This is a genomic window from Sphingopyxis alaskensis RB2256 (genome assembly GCF_000013985.1).
GTDB classification, from domain to species: domain Bacteria; phylum Pseudomonadota; class Alphaproteobacteria; order Sphingomonadales; family Sphingomonadaceae; genus Sphingopyxis; species Sphingopyxis alaskensis.
The window spans coordinates 2,396,021-2,414,623 of sequence record NC_008048.1; the positions used below are offsets into that span (position 1 = coordinate 2,396,021).

The window sequence follows — 18,603 nt, forward strand, 5'->3', positions numbered from 1 at the left end:
GGGTGACTGCTTACCAAAATGCTAATCAGCGGCGCGCCAACCCCCCAGAATCCGGGCTTTTGACCCGGATCGGGACAGATCGCCGCGCGTCGCGGCAAAAGATGCACACATGATCGCGCTCTGCTATCGCGCCCGCCATGCCCGCGACTCCCGCCTGGCCGCCCGCCAGCACGCCCCGCCTGTTCATCGACCAGCCGCTCGGCGCCGGCAGTGCGCCCGTGATCGACGGCGCCGCGGCCCATTATCTGCTCGGCGTCATGCGGCTGAAGGCGGGCGATCCGGTGCTGCTCTTCGACAACCGCAGCGGGGAATGGCTTGCGGTCGTCGCCGACGCCGCCAAACGCTCGGTTACGCTGCGCATCGAACGCCACATGCGCGACATCGAGGCGGTGCCCGACCTCTGGCTCTGCTTCGCGCCGGTGAAAAAGGCGCGGCTCGACTGGATCATCGAAAAGGCGACCGAGCTCGGCGTCCGCCGCCTCCAGCCCGTGATGACCGAACGCACGATCGTCGAGCGCGTCAGGCGCGAGCGGCTGGAGGCGCAGATCATCGAGGCGTGCGAACAATGCGGCCGCACCGCGCTCCCCGCGCTTGCCGAGCCCGTCAAGCTGCCGCAGCTGCTGAAGGCCTGGCCGGCGGAGCGCGCGCTGCTCTTCGCCGACGAAGCGGGCGGCGTGCCGATGGCGCGCCTCGCCGCTCCCGCCCCCGCCGCGATCCTCACCGGCCCCGAAGGCGGCTTCACCGACCGCGAGCGCGCGCTGCTGGCCGCGCATCCCGCGGTCCACCGCCTCGCCCTTGGCCCCCGCATCCTCCGCGCCGAAACCGCCGCCATCGCGGCCACCTCCCTGTGGATGGCGCAGCACGGCGACTGGACGGACGAAGCATAGGCGGACGTGGCCAGACTGTCCCGCCCTCGCACGAAAATGGCTCCAGACTCCTTGCCTTAACCCGATATTAGCCATCCTGCGGCCATAGCGACGCCATGCAACGGCGGGACCAGAGCCGATACCGCTGGCGTGGGGGCCAGTGTTTGCAGTCTGTGCGAGCCTGTATCATGCTCGTCTGGCTGGCGTTGACGTTTGCCAGCAATCCCGTCACCGCACAGACGACCACCAGCTACAGCACAACCACCACCGGCACGATCAGCGAAAGCGCGACGCCATGCTCCGCGCCGATGCTGCGCAGCTTCACCGTCGCAGCAAATGCCCAGGTCAGCGACGTCAACATCGGCGTCCAGTTCGCGCACACGTACCGCGGCGACATTCGCGCGACGCTGACCTCGCCCGCGGGCACCGTGGTCGACCTCATCACCAATGTCGGCGCCTCGGCGGACAATCTCAATGTCCTGTTCGACGACGGTGCGGCGGCGAGCATCACCACGCACAACGCAAATGATTCGACCGCAACCGCCCCGCCCTATCAGCGGACCTTCGCCCCACAAGGCTCGCTTGCCGCATTCAACGGCCAGGCGTCGGGCGGGACGTGGCAGCTTTCCATCTGCGATTCGCTGAACGGCGATGCCGGCACGTTCACCCGCGCCGACCTCACGCTCACCACCGTGCCGCTTTCGCCCTATGCCGACCTGTCGCTCGCCAAGACGGTGAGCAATGCCGCCCCGGCATCGGGCGCGATCATCAATTATGTGCTGAGCGTCACCAATGCCGGCGCATCGACGCTGACCGCGACGGGCGTGACGGTGCAGGACACGCTCCCCGCGGGCTTCGCCTTCACCGGCGCGTCGGGTTTCGGCAGTTACAACAGCACCACCGGCGTCTGGACCGTCGGCAGCGTGCCGCCGGGCGTGACACGCACCCTGACGATCAGCGGCACCGTCGCCGCGAGCGCGGGCGCGAGCGTGACCAACAGCGCCGAAATCGCCGCCTCCTCCGCCTTCGACCCCGATTCGACCCCCGGCAATGGCGCGGCGGGCGAGGACGATGGCGACAGCGCCAGTTTCACCGTGTCGGGCACGCGCGTCGCGGGCACGCCGCCCACGCTCGTCTGCCCGGTCGGCACGACGGCGCTCGACTGGGACACGATCGCCTGGAACGCGGGCACGACGAGCGCCAGCCCGCCGCTCACCGCGATCGGTACCGCCAGCATCGGCATCGCGGTCAGCGGCGGCGTCTTCCTCAGCAACGCCACCTATGGCGGCCAGTCGCCGACGCGGCAGAATATCGTCACCGGCGGGCTGTCCCCGGCGCAATACTCGATCTTCCAGCTCGTCGATTTCACCAGCCAGGCGGGCAGCGTCGCCACGACGATCAGCCTGCCGACCGCGGTGCCCGGCGCGCAGTTCCGCCTCTTTGACGTCGATTATGCCGCGGGCCAGTTCGCCGACCGTGTCACCGTCACGGGCAGCTATAATGGCGCGCCCGTGACGCCCATCCTCACTAACGGCACCGCCAATTATGTCATCGGCAACAGCGCCTATGGCGACGTGCTGTCGACCGACGCCAGCGGCAACGGCAATATCACCGTCACCTTCGCCGCGCCGGTCGACACGATCGTCATCGACTATGGCAGCCACGCCCTTGCCCCCGCCAATCCGGGGCAGCAGGGCATGGCGCTCCACGACATCATCTTCTGCCGTCCGACCGCCAATCTCACGGTCGCCAAGACGAGCAGCATCGTCAGCGATCCGGTGGGCGGCGCCACCAATCCAAAGGCGATTCCCGGCGCGACGATGCGTTACTGCATTCTCGTCACCAACAATGGCAGCGGCACCGCGACCGCGATCAATATCGCCGACGCGCTGCCCGCGCGCACGACCTTCGTTCCCGGCTCGCTGCGCAGCGGCACGAGCTGCGCCGCCGCGACGACGGTCGAGGACGACAACGCCAGCGGCGGCGACGAAAGCGACCCTTTCGGCGCCTCGTTCGCGGGCAGCGCGATCGCCGCGAGCACAGCCACACTCGCCCCCGGCGGCGCGATGGCGATCGCTTTCACCGTCACGATCGACTGATCGCACGGCCCCGATTGCATTCTATACCGGATAGTCTAAATGCGCGAAATGAGCACGCGCACCGCTTCGGACCGCCACGATCCCGTCATCGAACATCGCGACCAGCTTGCGGCCCCCATGGCCGACGGCGAAAAGCCCAAGGAGCGCTGGCGCATCGGCACCGAGCATGAAAAGTTCGTCTACCGTGTGAGCGATCACCGCGCGCCCTCCTATGACGAACCCGGCGGCATCCACGACCTCCTGATGGCGCTCACCCGCTTCGGCTGGGAGCCGGTGATCGAGGGCGGCAAGGTCATCGCGCTGGCGGGCAGCGACGGCACCGTCAGCCTCGAACCCGCGGGGCAACTCGAACTCTCGGGCGCCCCGCTCGAAAATCTGCACCAGACCTGCGCCGAAACCGGCCGCCATCTGAAGCAGGTGAAGGAAGTCGGCGCCGAACTCGGGCTCGGCTTCCTTGGGCTCGGCATGTGGCCCGACAAGAGGCGCGACGAGCTGCCGATCATGCCCAAGGGGCGCTACCGGATCATGCTCGATCATATGCCGCGCGTCGGCAGCCTCGGCCTCGACATGATGCTGCGCACCTGCACAATCCAGACCAACCTCGACTATGCGAGCGAAGCCGACATGGTGCAGAAGTTCCGCGTGTCGCTCGCGCTCCAGCCGCTCGCGACCGCGCTCTTCGCCTCGTCGCCCTTCACCGAGGGTCGGCCCAACGGCTATCTGTCGTACCGCAGCCATATCTGGACCGACACCGACCCCGCGCGCACCGGAATGCTGCCCTTCGTCTTCGAGGATGGTTTCGGCTACGACCGCTATGTCGACTATATGCTCGACGTGCCGATGTATTTCGTCTTCCGCGACGGCCAATATATCGACGCCGCCGGCCAGAGCTTCCGCGACTTTCTGAAGGGCGAGCTGCCGGCGCTCCCCGGCGAACTGCCGCGCCTGTCCGACTGGACCGACCATCTCTCGACCGCCTTTCCCGAAGTGCGGCTCAAAAGCTTCCTCGAAATGCGCGGCGCCGACGGCGGCCCGTGGAACCGCATCTGCGCGCTTCCGGCGCTGTGGGTCGGCCTCCTCTACGACCAGGACGCACTCGACGCCGCCTGGGATCTCGTCAAGGGGTGGAGCATCGCCGAGCAACAGGCGCTGCGCGACGCAGTGCCGCGCGAAGGGCTCGACGCGCCCGCGCCCGGCGGCGGCACGGTGGGGCAATTGGCGCACCGCGTGCTCGACATCGCCGCCGCGGGCCTCGCCGCGCGCGGCGAGGTCAATTCGATGGGCGACAATGAAGTCGGTTTCCTCGAACCGCTGCGCCGCATCGCGAAAAGCGGCAGATCCCCCGCGCACGACCTGCTCGACCGCTACGAGGATGCGTGGGGCCACGACCTCTCCCGAATCTACGACGAGCTGAGCTTCTGACGATCGGGCGGTCGATGGGTATCCGGCGACGCGCCCGTCGCAGCGCTTCCCCGAAGCGCGACCGTCCTTCTGCCGACCGCTTCCATCACGACCGCGCCAGCAAGCTCGATTACGGTGCTTGCGCGCTCAAGCCGCGCGGTTGCGCGGGGGCTGACGCAGCCCAGAAGCTCCGAAAGATGGCCAAGATCATCCCCACGCCGCAACCCGCCGTGGCTTGAAGCGCGCGCAACCGCACTCGCACGCGCCGTCGCGCTCCCTCCGCTTCTGCCAAATGCGGTCCTTTCCAGCAGAATCGACCGTTAGCCGCCATCGCCGCCCTCGGTGCTTTCCTATTTTCCCCGCGCGCCTATATCCTTGCCCGACCCATGACCCGCGCCCGCGTCCTCTTGCTCACCGCCGCACTCGGCCCGCTCGACTATCGCGTGCCGCAGGGCAGCGAAGCGCCCCTCGGCAGCGTCGTCATCGCGCCGCTCGGCCCGCGACGGATTGGCGGCGTGGTGTGGGAGGATGAAAGCTTCGGCGCGCCCGACCCCGTCGGCGACAACCGGCTTCGCAACCTTTACGAAATCGTCCCCGTCCCGCCGATCGCCGCGCCGCTCCGCCGCCTCGTCGAATGGACGAGCGACTATTATCTAAGCCCCCCCGGCTCGGTGCTGCGCATGTTGTTGCCCGGCGTCGCCTTCGCCGATGCGCGGCGCCCGATCGTCGAATATCGCGCGACGGGCGAACTGCCCGCGCGGATGACGCCGCAGCGGACAGTCGCGCTGGGGAAGATCGGCGCGCGCCAGGGGACGGTGCGCGAGCTGGCGAAGCTCGCCGACGTCAGCGAGGCGGTGATCCGCGGCCTCGTCCATGTCGGCGCACTCGAAGCGGTGAGCGCTTCGGCCGACCAGCCCTGTCCCGAACCCGATCCCGCCTTTGCGCCGCCGGACCTGTCGGCGGAACAGACGGCGGCGGCGGCGCAGTTGCGCGCAGCGGTTGCCGCCGCGAGGTTCGAAACATTGCTGCTCGACGGCGTCACCGGATCGGGCAAGACCGAAGTTTATATGGAGGCGATCGCTGCCGCGGTGGACGCGGGGCGGCAGGCGCTGGTGCTGCTCCCCGAAATCGCGCTCACCGAACCGATGTTGACGCGCTTTGCCGCGCGTTTCGGTTGTGAACCGGTCGCGTGGCATTCGGGCCTGCGCTCCACCGAGCGCCGCCGCGCCTGGCATGCGATTGCCAGCGGCGAGGCACGGATCGTCGTCGGGGCGCGCTCGGCGCTGTTCCTGCCCTATGCGCGGCTCGGCGTCATCGTCGTCGACGAGGCGCATGAGACGAGCTTCAAGCAGGAGGATGGCGTCCATTATCACGCGCGCGACGTCGCGGTGATGCGCGGGTATTTCGAGGGCCTGCCGGTGATCCTCGCGAGCGCCACCCCGGCGCTCGAAAGCCTCGCACAGGTCGAGGCCGGGCGCTATCGCCATATCCAGCTGCCCGCGCGTTTCGGCGGCGCCACGCTGCCCGATCTCGCCGCGATCGACATGCGGCAGGATCCACCCGACCGCGGCCGCTGGCTGGCGCCGCCGCTCGTCGACGCACTCGCCGACCGGCTCGAAAAGGGCGAGCAGAGCCTGCTGTTCCTCAATCGCCGCGGCTTTGCGCCGCTGACGCTCTGCCGTACCTGCGGCCACCGCATCCAGTGCCCCAATTGCACCGCGTGGATGGTCGAGCACCGGCTCGTCCACCGCCTCGCCTGCCATCATTGCGGCCATGTCATGCCGCCGCCGCGCCTCTGCCCCGAATGCGAGGACGAGGACAGCCTCGTCGCCTGTGGCCCCGGCGTCGAGCGCGTCGCCGACGAAGTCGCGCTGCGTTTCCCGGAGGCGCGCACCGCCATCGTCACCTCCGACACGCTCTGGTCGCCCGCCAGGGCCGCCGAGTTCGTGGCCAATGTCGAGCAGGGGCTGGTCGACATCATCATCGGCACCCAGCTCGTCACCAAGGGCTATCATTTCCCGAACCTCACGCTCGTGGGCGTCGTCGATGCCGACCTCGGCCTCGACGGCGGCGACCTGCGTGCGTCGGAACGCACCTTCCAGCAGATCGCGCAGGTCGCGGGGCGCGCCGGGCGCGGGGTCAAGCCCGGCGAGGTGCTGATCCAGACGCGGGTGCCCGACGCGCCGGTGATGGCCGCGCTCGTCGCGGGCGACCGCGACGGCTTCTACGCCGCCGAGGCCGCGGCGCGGCGCGCGGCGGGCGCGCCGCCCTATGGCCGCTTCGCAGCGCTGGTCATTTCGTCGGAGGACATCGAGGTCGCGCGCGGCGTCGCGCAGCGATTGGGGGCAAAGGCGCCCGTCGCCGACGGCCTCGCCGTCTATGGCCCCGCCCCGGCCCCCCTCGCAATGCTGCGCGGCCGCCACCGCTTCCGCCTGCTCCTCCACGCCCCGCGCAGCTTTGACCTGCAAGGGACGATCCGCGCGTGGGTGGACAGCATCGACTGGCCCGCAAAGGCGCGGCTCGCGATCGACGTCGATCCCTATAGTTTCGTTTGAACGCCGCTATTTACATCGCTCCGGAGCGGCGTCAAAAGCTTGGTGGGGACCATCAGGGCCGGGGGAACCGAAGATGCGGAAAGCCACGATCGCCGTCATGGCGCTGATTGCAGCGATGACGACGACGGGTGCAGAGGCCAAGTGGCTGCGCGCCGACACCGACAATTTCATCATCTATAGCGAAAGCAGCGAGCGGTCGCTGCGCAGCTTTGCCGAAAAGCTGCAGCGTTTCGACGCAACCTTGCGCGTCCGGCTCCGGATTCCGGGCGGGAAGGAGCCCAATCGGCTGACCATCTATCTGGTGCCCCGCGCCGCCGACGCGGGGCGGCTCGCGACCGGCGAGTCCGGATCGTCGATCGCGGGATTCTACAGCGCCGACCTCGACGGCAGCTTTGCGGTCTCGCATCGCGAGGTAATCGAGTTCAAGGGCACATCGGCGGCGCAGCAGACGCTGTTTCACGAATATACGCATCATTTCATGAAGCGCTATTTCGCTGCGGCCTTTCCCGCCTGGTTCATCGAGGGTTTCGCCGAATTCTACTCGACCGCCGATTTCACCGGCAAGGGTCAGTATCAGGTGGGTCGTCCCGCCTATTTCCGGGCGCACGGGCTGATCAACATGCCCCGCATTCCGGTGGCGGATCTGTTGCTGAAAAAACCGCGCGAAATGCGGTCGTCGGGCCAGATGGACGTTTACTACGGCCGTGCATGGCTGCTCACGCACATGCTTTATTACCATCCCGATCGCGCCGGTCAGCTGACCGCCTATATCGACGCGATCAATCGCGGCGAAGACGGAGAGAAAGCGGCGGTCGCGGCCTTCGGCGACCTCGTCGCGCTCGATCGCGACCTTCAGCGCTATCTTGGACGCCCACTGACCTTCATGACATCGGCGGAGCCCATCCCCGTCCCCGGAACGGTCACGGTGACGGTGCTCCCCAATGCCGAGGATGCGCTGCTGCAATGGCGCCTCGAGCGGCGAAGCGCGCGAGGCGGTGAACGGCTGGCCGAGGTGCGTGACGAGCTGCGGAAACTCACCGCCGAATATGGCGACAGCGCCGGCATCTGGTACGAACTGGCACGCGCCGAATGGGATCTGGGAGACGAGAAGCGCGACGCCGCGGCAGCGCGGGCCGCGGTCGACAAGGCGCTGGCGATCGAGCCGAAGCACGTTCGCGCCAATATATTATTGGGCGAAATGATGATCCACGACCTTGGCCATCGCGACACGGTTTCCAACGCGGACTGGGTGGCGGCACGTCAGCCGATCATCCTTGCCAACAACACCGATCCCGACGACCCTGTCCCGCTCTACGCCTATTATGACAGCTTTTTACGGCAGGGCATCACGCCGCCGAAGATTGCGGTCACCGGGCTGGAGCGCGCATTTGCGCTCGGTCCCGAAAGCGCCGACGCGCGCATCGCCTATGCGCTTGCCCTCGCGCACGACGGGGACCTCGATCGCGCGACCCGGCTGGCGAAGGTCGTTGCGTTCGACCCGCACGACGACGGACAGGGCGAGAGGATTCTGGCACAGATCGAATCAATGCGCGAAAGGAGTGGCGGCACCGGAAAAGGCGCCGCCGCCCCGGTCGCACCCGCCGACGCCGATCAATAATCGGGTTCGCCGCCGCCCAGAACCTGTGCCGCCTGCGCGCCCAGCCACGCCATCGCGGCGGCCCAGGGCTGGTGTCCGTGGCTGATCCGCGCGACGCCGAGGTCGGCGAGTTCCCTGTGCGTCGGGCCGCCCTTGCCGCGCAATATGTTCACCGGCAGCGGCGAGGCGTCGCAGATCGCGCCGATGCATTTGGGGTCGAGCAGGAAGGGCACGAACAGCGACCCCGCGCCCGCATCAGCATAGGCGCGCGCGCGTTCGAGCGTCGCGGCGACGAGCGCATCGCCGTCCTTCGCGACGTCCTGCCCGCGAAACGTGTCGCAGCGTGCGTTGACGAAAATGCCGGTGTCGGCGGCGGCGCGGTAGCGCGCGACCGCTTCGGCGACGGGCAGGAGGTCGGACCGGCCGGGCAGCCGGTCCTCCATGTTGATCCCCGCCGCGCCCGCGTGCCTGGCGCGGCCGACCGAGGCGCCAACCGCCGCCGGATCGGCGCCATAGCCCGATTCCATGTCGATCGTGACCGGCAGGTCGGTGACCGACAGGATGCGATCCAGATTTTCGAACACGTCTTCGAGCGGGAAATCCTCGCCGTCGGCGCGTCCCTGCGCGCCCGCGACGCCGAAGCTGCCCGTCGCGATCGCCTTCGCACCCGCCGCGGCAACCGCCTTCGCGCTCCCCGCATCCCAGATGTTGACGAGAATCAGCGGGTCGCCGGGGACGTGCAGCGCACGGAAACGGGCAATTTTGTCGTCGGTCATTTCACTTCCCTTTTGAGCAATTCTTCCTTGATCGGCAGGCCATAGGCATAGCCGCCGAGCGAGCCGTCGCTGCGCACCACGCGGTGGCACGGGATGAGCACCGCGACATTGTTCGCACCGTTCGCGCTTCCCGCCGCACGCACCGCCTTGGGCTTGCCGACCGCGGCGGCGATGTCGGCATAGCTGCGCGTCTCGCCCGCCGGGATCCTGCGCAATTCACGCCACACCGCCTCCTGAAACGCAGTCCCTTTCACGTCGATCGGGATATGGTCGAAACCGTGCGTCGGCGCCTCGACCGCGGCAACTACCTGCGACAGAAGCGCGGCGAAATCTTCGCCGCCCTCGACCAGCGTTGCGGCGGGGAAGCGTTCCTCGAGCGCCTCGCGCCCCTCGGCAAAGCTCAGTCGGCACACGCCCTTGTCGGTTGCCGCGACCAGCATGTCGCCAAGGCTGGTCGGCACGACCGCCCAATGGATCGTCACGCCCCTGCCGCCGTTCACCCAGGCCGATGCCGTCATCCCCATGCGTCCCTCCATATTGTCATAAAAACGCGACGGCCCCGAAAAGCCCGCGTCGTAAATCGCGTCGGTCACCCGCGCCCCCTCGCTCAGCGCCCGCCGCGCGCGTTCGTCGCGAAGCGCGCGGGCGTAAGCGGCGGGCGACAGGCCGGTGTGGCGGGTAAAGACGCGCTGGAAATGCGTCGGCGAATAGCCGGTGCGCGCGGCGAGGTCGGCGAGCGCGAGCGGTTCCTCGCTCTGCTTGATCGCGGCGATCGCCTTGATCACCGCGCTTTCGTCGCGCGCGACATCGTCGGGCAGGCAGCGCTTGCACGGACGCAAGCCCGCCCTGCGCGCCGCGGCGCCATCGGCAAAAAAGCGCACATTCTCGCGCCGCGGATGCCGCGCGGCGCAGCTCGGCCGGCAATAGATGCCGGTCGTCAGCACGCCGGTGACGAAACGCCCGTCGAACGCCTTGTCACGCGCCTGAACCGCCCGCCAGCATTCGTCGTCGGTCATCAGCAGGTGGCGGCTCATGGCTCGTCCCTTTCGATCCGCGCGGCGAAACAGCCGTTCGTCGCATATTGTGCGTGGATATAGGCAATCGCAGGGTCGGCGAACAGGGAACGGATTGCAGCGTCGCCATCTTCGCCAGGAACCAGCTTGGCCGCAACCAACATGCCGTCGTCGCCGAACCCGCGAAAGGCCATCGTCCGCCCGGCGAACGCCGGGGGCAGCGCGTCGCAAAAGGTCGCCGTTTCGACGCCCTGGCGCACATAGATGGCATAGGCGCTGCGGAACGGGGTTTCGACATCGTGGCTGACATGGTGAAGCAGGATCAGCTCTTCGCCCGCCTTTGCATCCTCCAGACTGATCCGGCACGGCCAGCCGCGATCGGCGGTCGCGGTGATCCGCCGCGCCTTGTTGGCCGCCAGTTCGGCATCGTCCATCGCGAACAGGGGGACAAAGAGGTCGGGGGAGAGCCCGCTGATCTTGTAGGTCATCATATCATCCTTTCGTTCGTTGCGCCGTTGATGCCAGCGCGGCGGACCAGGCGCGTCCCGATGCTTGCGTTCAAAACTCGCTCGACTAGTCTGCCGCGCCATGACCCGCTTCCTCGCGCTGCTGCTCGCCCTTCTCCCCCTCGCGCTCCCCGCGCGCGCCGCCGACGACATCAGCGCCGCGTCGCGCAGCGTCGTGCGCGTCGTCACTGTCGCGATGGTTGAAGGAGAGGTGGTCGGTTTCGGCCATGGCAGCGGTATCGCCATTTCGCCGACGCGCATCGTCACCAACGCGCATGTCGTCGAATCGGCGGCGCGCTATCCGGGCAATGTCGCGCTGGGCGTCGTGCCGTCGGAGGGGCAGAAGAGCTTCGCGGGCAGACTGATCGCGATCGACACGGCGCGCGACCTCGCGCTCGTCGAGATTACCGAGGGGCGCCTGCCCGCCGCCGCCATCTATACCGGGCCGCTCGATGCAGGCGCCGATGTCGTCGCGCTCGGCTATCCGGGCAATGTCGACCTTGCGACCGCGCGCAGCGCCAACGATTATATCACCCCCCGCACGCCGACGCGCAGCGAGGGCAATTTTTCGAACATGCAGACGGTCGATGGCGTGGCGATGCTGATCCACACCGCGAAAATCTCGCGCGGCAATTCGGGCGGGCCGCTCGTCGACCAGTGCGGGCGCATCGTCGGGATCAACACCGCGATCACGCGGGCCGACGACGGCGATTCGCCCTTTGCCTTTGCCATCGCCGGGCGCGAACTCACGCGATTTCTCGCCGATGCGGGGCAGCAATATGGCAGCGTCGGCACGACCTGCCTGTCGATGGCCGAGGCCGACGCGCGCGAACGCGCGGCGATCGAGGCCGAGGCGCGCGCCGATGCCGAGGCCGATGCGGCGAAAAATGCCGCCGCCAAACTCGACCGCGAACTCAGAGCGGCGCGCGCCGCGGAAGAGGCGCTGGAAGCGCGCGAAAACCGCATCGCGCTCGCGGGCGTGCTGTTCGTCATCGGCGCGCTCGCCGCCGGTGCCGGGCTGATGTTCTATGGGCAGAAGAATATGCGCAACGCCAAAATTGCAGGCGGCGTCGGGGCGGCGCTGATCCTCGCCGCTGCGATCCTGTTCGCGACGCGCCCCGACGCATATGCCGAAGTCGCCGGGGAAGCGAAGAAATCCTCCGCCGCCGACGCGCCTCAACTCGCCGAGGGCAGCCTGCTTTGCACGATCCGTCCCGACCGGAGCCGCATCACCGTGTCATCCACGACCGACGTGCCGATCCGCATCGGCGTCGGCGGCTGCGTCAACGGCCGCACCCAATATACAAGGGGGGCCGACGACCGCTGGCAACGCATCCTGGTGCCGAACGAGGAAGCAACGGTCACCGTCGCGTCGATCGACGCCGCGGGACGCGAATATCGCGTCGAACGCTATCTGCTCGATGCCGCCACCATGGCGCGTGCGCGCGACATCCGCGCTGCCAGCCCGATCAAGGGCTGCACCGCCGATCCCGAGGCGCTGGCGAACCTCGCCGCCCAGCAGGATGCGATCCGCGGCGCGCTGCCCCCCGTGCCCAACGAACGCCTCGTCTATCGCTGCCAGCGCGCATCGGGTGCGGCGGTGGAGGGTGCGTTGGCGGGTGAATGACGTCCTGTCGCCCGCGACGCCTTGAAAGACGCAGCCGCCACTACCCGCCGCATGCCCTGAACAGCATCAGCGTGCGTTCGCGCGCCAGATCCGCGCTCGGTTCGTGATAATCCTTGCGCCGGTCGCTGTTGAACCCGTGCCCCGCCTCATAGACAAAGATTTGCGCGGTCGGGTGGTTCTTCGCGATCAGCGCCTCGACGCCTTCCATCGGGATGCCGCCGTCGAAACGGCCGAAATGGGCGATGGTCGCGCAGCGCGGCGGCTCGTCGCTGAACATCGTCGGCACGAGGCTGCCATAATAGGCGGATGCCGCCGCAAGGTCGGGGCTGATCTGCGCCATCCGCCACGCGACCGACCCGCCATAGCAATAGCCGGTGATGAACACCGGCCCTTTGCCTTTCAATGCGTCGATGCACGTCTGGGCATCCTTCAAACTCTGCTCGAATGGGTGCAGCTCGCGCGCCAGCTGCACCGCGCGCTCGAACTGCGGGCCCGAATAATCGCTTTCGAACCCCGGATGTTCGCGGTCGAAGAGCGCGGGGGCGAGCGCCTCGTAACCGTCGGCGGCATATTCGTCGCAAAGCTCGCGGATATGGTCGGTGACGCCGAAGATTTCCTGCACCAGCACCAGCCCGCCGCGGCGCTCTCCCACGGGCTGCGCGTGATAGACAGCGACGGCGGCGCCATCGTCCATCGTCATCCGGATCATCTCACCCATGGATTTCCCTCTCATCGGTTCGTCCCCGGACTCGATCCGGGGTTGTCGAAGCAGCGGTCTTCTTTCTTTCAATCCTTGAAGGAAGGGCGGCCCTTCGACAAGCCTGGAGCCTGCCCCGGCGAAGGCGGGGGGCAAACCGGCGCGGGATCGCGAAACGCGTCCCCAACCCCCGCCTTGCATTGCGCCAAAATCGTTGCTACGCGCGCCCCGACTTTGCAGCGGGGGCATTTTCGGATGCCGGTCGAATCCGCGCAACCATCCCCCTCGGGATCGAAGAAAAGGACTTTCGCGCGTGGATAATTCCGGCGGCATTCAGGGCAACATCACGGCGGGCCTCGCGGGCCGCTATGCCAGCGCGCTGTTCGATCTGGCGCGCGAATCGAATGCAATCGACGCGGTCCAGCAGAGCCTCGCGACGCTCAGGGCCGGCCTGGCCGAATCGGCCGACCTGTCGGCGCTGATCGCCAGCCCCGTCGTCGGCCGCAGCGACGCCGCGAACGCCATCGCCGCGGTGGCGACGGCGCTGAAGCTCGATTCGCTGACCACAAAGTTCCTCGGCGTGCTCGCCGAAAACCGCCGCCTCGCCGATCTGCCGAAGATGATCGACGCCTTCGATGCGATCGTCGCCGATCACCGCGGCGAAGTGACCGCGAAGGTCATCAGCGCGCATCCGCTCACCGCCGATCAGCTCGCCGCGCTGACCGCCAACCTCAAATCCCGTGTCGGGCGCGACGTCACCGTCGCGGCCACCGTCGACCCCGCCATCCTCGGCGGCCTCGTCGTCCAGCTGGGCAGCCAGCTGATCGACGGCAGCATCCGTACCCGTCTCAATAGCTTCGCGCAGGCGATGAAGGGCTGAAAGCCCGTACGCCCTATGTGTTCGATGAAAGGCTGAATAATGGAAATCCGCGCCGCTGAAATCAGCAAGGTCATCAAGGACCAGATCGCCAATTTCGGAACCGACGCCACGGTCACCGAGATCGGTTCGGTGCTCTCGGTCGGCGACGGCATCGCCCGCGTCCACGGCCTCGACAATGTCCAGGCCGGTGAAATGGTCGAATTCGCCAATGGCGTGAAGGGCATGGCGCTCAACCTCGAAGCCGACAATGTCGGCATCGTGATCTTCGGCAGCGACGCCGCGATCAAGGAAGGCGACCAGGTCAAGCGCACCGGCACGATCGTCGACGTCCCGGTCGGCAAGGGGCTGCTCGGCCGCGTCGTCGATGGCCTCGGCAATCCGATCGACGGCAAGGGCCCGATCAAGGCCGACAAGCGGATGCGCGTCGAGGTGAAGGCGCCGGGCATCATCCCGCGCACCTCGGTCCACGAACCCGTGCAGACCGGCCTCAAGGCACTGGACGCGCTCGTCCCCGTCGGCCGCGGCCAGCGCGAGCTGATCATCGGCGACCGCCAGACCGGCAAGACCGCCGTGGCGATCGACACCTTCATCAACCAGAAGGCCGCCAACGCGGGCGATGACGAGTCGAAGAAGCTCTATTGCATCTATGTCGCCGTCGGCCAGAAGCGTTCGACCGTCGCGCAGATCGTCCGCCAGCTCGAAGAAAATGGCGCGATGGAATATTCGATCGTCGTCGCCGCGACCGCGTCGGAACCCGCGCCGCTCCAGTTCCTCGCGCCCTACACCGGCTGCACGATGGGCGAGTTCTTCCGCGACAACGGTATGCACGCCGTGATCGTCTATGACGATCTGTCGAAGCAGGCCGTCGCCTATCGCCAGATGTCGCTGCTGCTGCGCCGCCCGCCGGGCCGCGAAGCCTATCCGGGCGACGTTTTCTATCTGCACAGCCGCCTGCTCGAGCGCGCGGCCAAGATGAACAGCGACAATGGTTCGGGCTCGCTCACCGCGCTGCCGATCATCGAAACGCAGGCGGGCGACGTGTCGGCGTACATCCCGACCAACGTGATTTCGATCACCGACGGCCAGATCTTCCTCGAAACCAACCTGTTCAACGCCGGTATCCGCCCGGCGATCAACGTCGGCCTGTCGGTGAGCCGCGTCGGCTCGGCCGCGCAGACCAAGGCGATGAAGAAGGTGTCGGGCTCGATCAAGCTCGAACTCGCGCAATATCGCGAAATGGAAGCCTTTGCGCAGTTCGGCTCGGACCTCGACGCCTCGACGCAGAAACTGCTGGGCCGCGGCGCGCGCCTGACCCAGCTTTTGAAGCAGCCGCAGTTCCAGCCGATGCCGTTCGAGGAACAGACCGCGTCGATCTTCGCGGGCACCAACGGCTATCTCGACACTGTCGCGACCACCGACGTGTCGCGCTACGAAGCGGCGATGCTCGCCTATCTGCGCAGCGACCACCCGCAAGTGCTGGCGGCGATCCGCGACAGCAAGGATCTGGGCGACGACACGAAGAAGGCGCTGGTCGCCGCGCTCGACGCCTTCGCCAAGATTTTCGCATAATCGTCACCCCGGCGAAAGCCGGGGTCTCGACGGTGAGATCCCGGCCTTCGCCGGGATGACAGATTAAAGGGTAAAGACGGGACTTATGGCCAGTCTGAAGGAACTCAAAGGGCGGATCGTCTCGGTCAAATCGACCCAGAAGATCACCAAGGCCAAGAAGATGGTCGCCGCCGCCAAGCTGCGCAAGGCGCAGGCGGCGGCCGAGGCCGCGCGTCCTTACGCCGAGCGGCTCGAGGGCGTCGTCGCGAGCCTGGCGTCGAAGGTCGGTGCGTCGGATTCGGCGCCGAAGCTGCTGTCGGGCACCGGCAAGAGCGACACCCACCTGCTCGTCGTGCTCAACAGCGACCGCGGCCTTGCCGGCGCGTTCAACTCGAACATCGTCAAGGCGGCGCGCGACAAGGCGCTCGAACTGCAATCGCAGGGCAAGAAGGTTCTCTTCTACCTCGTCGGCCGCAAGGGCCGCCCGGTGATCGCGCGTCTCTTTCCCGGCCAGATCATCGAGCAATATGACACGACCGGCATCCGCGACATCGGCTTCGACCAGGCGAGCGAAATCTCGGCCAGGGTGATGGAGCTTTACGAAGCCGGCGCCTTCGATGTCGCGCATCTCTTTTATTCCAAGTTCCGCTCGGCGCTGCTTCAGATCGCGACGGGGCAGCAGATGATCCCGGTTCCGCCGCCCGCCGAAGCGCCTGCATCGAGCGGCGCCGCCGTCGAATATGAGCCGGGAGAGGAAGAAATCCTCGCCGACCTGTTGCCGCGCAACGTCACCATCCAGATTTTCAAGGGCCTGCTCGAAAACGCCGCGTCCGAACAGGGTGCGTCGATGACCGCGATGGACAATGCGACGCGCAACGCGGGCGAGCTGATCAACAAGCTGACCATCATCTACAACCGCACGCGCCAGGCGGCGATCACCACCGAACTCATCGAAATCATTGCTGGCGCGGAAGCGCTCTAAGCTATCCAAGCAAGGGAAAAGACCATGGCAACCGCACCCGCCACCGAAAAGAAGGCTCCCGCCAAAAAGGCCGCCGCGCCCAAGGCTGCTGCGCCGAAGAAGGCCGCCGCTCCCAAGGCCGCTGCCCCCGTCGGCGCCGCGACCGGCCGCATCGCGCAGGTCATCGGCGCCGTCGTCGACGTCCAGTTCACCGGCGAACTGCCCGCGATCCTGAACGCGCTCGAAACCGACAACAATGGCAACCGCCTCGTCCTCGAAGTCGCGCAGCACCTCGGCGAGAACACCGTCCGCACCATCGCGATGGACGCGACCGACGGCCTGACCCGCGGCCAGCCGGTGCGCGACACCGGCGCGCAGATTTCGGTCCCCGTCGGGCCGCAGACATTGGGCCGCATCCTCAACGTCATCGGCGAGCCGATCGACGAACGCGGTCCGGTGAACAGCGACATGACCGCGCCGATCCACGCCAAGGCTCCTGAGTTTGTCGACCAGTCGACCGAAGCGTCGATCCTCGTCACCGGCATCAAGGTCATCGACCTGATCGCGCCCTATGCCAAGGGTGGCAAGATCGGCCTGTTCGGCGGCGCGGGCGTCGGCAAGACCGTGCTCATCCAGGAACTGATCAACAACATCGCCAAGGGTCACGGCGGCGTCAGCGTGTTCGCGGGCGTCGGTGAACGCACCCGCGAAGGCAACGACCTTTATCACGAGTTTCTCGATGCCGGCGTCATCGCCAAGGACGCCGACGGCAACCCGACCCCCGACGGGTCGAAGGTCGCGCTGGTGTTCGGCCAGATGAACGAACCGCCGGGCGCGCGTGCCCGCGTCGCGCTCTCGGGCCTCACCATGGCCGAATATTTCCGCGACCAGGAAGGGCAGGACGTGCTCTTCTTCGTCGACAACATTTTCCGCTTCACCCAGGCGGGTTCGGAAGTGTCGGCGCTGCTCGGCCGTATTCCCTCGGCGGTGGGTTATCAGCCGACGCTGTCGACCGACATGGGCGCGCTGCAGGAACGCATCACCTCGACCACCAAGGGCTCGATCACCTCGGTGCAGGCGATTTACGTCCCCGCGGACGACCTGACCGACCCGGCGCCTGCAACCTCCTTCGCTCACCTGGACGCGACGACGACGCTCAGCCGCGCGATTTCGGAACTCGGCATCTATCCCGCGGTCGATCCGCTCGATTCGACCAGCCGCGTGCTCACCCCGGCGATCGTCGGTCAGGAACATTATGAAACCGCGCGCCGCGTTCAGGAAACGCTGCAGAAATACAAGTCGCTGCAGGACATCATCGCGATCCTCGGCATGGACGAGCTGTCGGAAGAGGACAAGCTGGTCGTCGCCCGCGCGCGCAAGATCCAGCGCTTCCTCAGCCAGCCCTTCCACGTCGCCGAAGTCTTCACCGGCATTCCCGGCAAGTTCGTGCCGATCGAGGAAACGGTGAAGTCGTTCAAGGCGGTCGTCGACGGCGAATATGACCATCTGCCCGAAGCGGCCTTCTACATGGTCGGCGGCATCGACGAAGCGGTCGCCAAGGCCGCGAAGCTCGCCGAAGAGGCGTAATAATGGCTCTCTCCCCTTCAGGGGAGAGGGCTTTAGGATGAAGAAAATGGCCCTGAAGTTCGAACTCGTCACCCCCGCCCGCCTCGAGCGGTCCGCCGACGTCCATATGGTCACCGTGCCGGGGACCGAGGGCGATTTCTCGGTGCTCGAAGGTCACGCGCCCTTCATGGCGACGCTGCGCAACGGCCCGCTGACCATCTATGCGGCGGCGGGCGCCGCGCCCGAAGTGATCGAAGTCGAAGGCGGCTTTGCCGAAGTGAACGAGGCGGGCCTCACCGTCCTCGCCGAGCATATCGCCGGCTGATCCCTTTCGCCCGTCCACGGCGATAGAAAGCCCGCATCCCCGCCGGATGCGGGCTTTTTCGTTGGCGAACAGCCATTCAGCCCCCGTGCGAATAGCGGCTGCTCCCCACCCCAAAGCGGACATCGGCACGGCGCAAAACCCGCCCGTCGCATTCGCCCGCGCGCATTAGGACAATGTCAAAGTTTC

General features: G+C 67.2%; 15 protein-coding genes. 11 read left to right on the top strand and 4 right to left on the bottom strand.

What is annotated here, in order from left to right; all coding sequences use genetic code 11:
- Window positions 1-137 precede the first annotated feature (137 nt).
- From SALA_RS11585 to SALA_RS11605, 5 genes are all read left to right on the top strand, one after another.
- Window positions 138-887, top strand: coding sequence for a 16S rRNA (uracil(1498)-N(3))-methyltransferase (locus tag SALA_RS11585; RefSeq protein ID WP_011542560.1), 750 nt, complete (start codon window positions 138-140; stop codon window positions 885-887).
- A gap of 167 nt (window positions 888-1,054) precedes the next feature.
- A complete protein-coding gene (locus SALA_RS11590) occupies window positions 1,055-2,965 on the top strand; it encodes a proprotein convertase P-domain-containing protein (protein ID WP_041383290.1) in 1,911 nt (636 codons plus the stop codon).
- Between the two features lie 48 nt (window positions 2,966-3,013).
- Window positions 3,014-4,387: a glutamate--cysteine ligase gene (locus tag SALA_RS11595; RefSeq protein ID WP_041384077.1), complete on the top strand. Its 1,374-nt coding sequence runs from the start codon at window positions 3,014-3,016 to the stop codon at window positions 4,385-4,387.
- 365 nt (window positions 4,388-4,752) lie between these two features.
- Window positions 4,753-6,921, top strand: a complete 2,169-nt coding sequence (locus SALA_RS11600; RefSeq protein ID WP_011542564.1) for a primosomal protein N' — start codon at window positions 4,753-4,755, stop codon at window positions 6,919-6,921.
- 73 nt (window positions 6,922-6,994) lie between these two features.
- The gene (locus tag SALA_RS11605) at window positions 6,995-8,539 is read left to right on the top strand and encodes a tetratricopeptide repeat protein (protein ID WP_011542565.1); all 1,545 of its coding nucleotides are present in this window, start codon (window positions 6,995-6,997) and stop codon (window positions 8,537-8,539) included.
- On the opposite strand, the gene SALA_RS11610 is transcribed toward SALA_RS11605, so the two are convergent.
- From SALA_RS11610 to SALA_RS11620, 3 genes are read right to left on the bottom strand one after another with little or no spacing between them, the layout of a single operon-like run.
- A complete protein-coding gene (locus SALA_RS11610; protein ID WP_011542566.1) occupies window positions 8,533-9,294 on the bottom strand; it encodes an isocitrate lyase/PEP mutase family protein in 762 nt (253 codons plus the stop codon). The genes SALA_RS11605 and SALA_RS11610 overlap by 7 nt on opposite strands.
- Complete coding sequence (gene ada / locus SALA_RS11615; RefSeq protein WP_011542567.1) at window positions 9,291-10,328, bottom strand: bifunctional DNA-binding transcriptional regulator/O6-methylguanine-DNA methyltransferase Ada; 1,038 nt, start codon at window positions 10,326-10,328, stop codon at window positions 9,291-9,293. The genes SALA_RS11610 and ada overlap by 4 nt, the downstream gene beginning before the upstream one ends.
- Window positions 10,325-10,795 carry a DUF1203 domain-containing protein gene (locus SALA_RS11620; RefSeq protein ID WP_049754750.1) on the bottom strand — a complete coding sequence of 157 codons (471 nt, stop codon included), beginning with the start codon at window positions 10,793-10,795 and terminating at the stop codon, window positions 10,325-10,327. The genes ada and SALA_RS11620 overlap by 4 nt, the downstream gene beginning before the upstream one ends.
- Before the next feature lie 100 nt (window positions 10,796-10,895).
- Between SALA_RS11620 and SALA_RS11625 the strand changes: the two genes are divergently transcribed.
- Complete coding sequence (locus tag SALA_RS11625; protein WP_011542569.1) at window positions 10,896-12,440, top strand: S1C family serine protease; 1,545 nt, start codon at window positions 10,896-10,898, stop codon at window positions 12,438-12,440.
- A gap of 40 nt (window positions 12,441-12,480) precedes the next feature.
- Here SALA_RS11625 and SALA_RS11630 read toward each other — a convergent pair whose 3' ends face one another.
- Complete coding sequence (locus SALA_RS11630) at window positions 12,481-13,158, bottom strand: dienelactone hydrolase family protein (RefSeq protein WP_041383291.1); 678 nt, start codon at window positions 13,156-13,158, stop codon at window positions 12,481-12,483.
- A gap of 292 nt (window positions 13,159-13,450) precedes the next feature.
- Here SALA_RS11630 and SALA_RS11635 point away from each other — a divergent pair, with 292 nt between their 5' ends.
- The 5 genes from SALA_RS11635 (at window position 13,451) to SALA_RS11655 (ending at window position 18,417) form a co-directional block, all read left to right on the top strand.
- Window positions 13,451-14,017 (top strand): F0F1 ATP synthase subunit delta, encoded by a 567-nt coding sequence (locus SALA_RS11635; RefSeq protein WP_041383293.1) that lies wholly within the window; start codon window positions 13,451-13,453, stop codon window positions 14,015-14,017.
- Window positions 14,018-14,056: 39 nt separating this feature from the next.
- Window positions 14,057-15,586 carry a F0F1 ATP synthase subunit alpha gene (atpA, locus tag SALA_RS11640; RefSeq protein WP_011542571.1) on the top strand — a complete coding sequence of 510 codons (1,530 nt, stop codon included), beginning with the start codon at window positions 14,057-14,059 and terminating at the stop codon, window positions 15,584-15,586.
- Window positions 15,587-15,671: 85 nt separating this feature from the next.
- A complete protein-coding gene (locus SALA_RS11645) occupies window positions 15,672-16,547 on the top strand; it encodes a F0F1 ATP synthase subunit gamma (RefSeq protein ID WP_011542572.1) in 876 nt (291 codons plus the stop codon).
- 24 nt (window positions 16,548-16,571) lie between these two features.
- Window positions 16,572-18,113, top strand: a complete 1,542-nt coding sequence (gene atpD, locus SALA_RS11650; protein ID WP_011542573.1) for a F0F1 ATP synthase subunit beta — start codon at window positions 16,572-16,574, stop codon at window positions 18,111-18,113.
- 46 nt (window positions 18,114-18,159) lie between these two features.
- The gene (locus tag SALA_RS11655) at window positions 18,160-18,417 is read left to right on the top strand and encodes an ATP synthase F1 subunit epsilon (protein WP_041384080.1); all 258 of its coding nucleotides are present in this window, start codon (window positions 18,160-18,162) and stop codon (window positions 18,415-18,417) included.
- The last annotated feature ends 186 nt before the right edge of the window (window positions 18,418-18,603 follow it).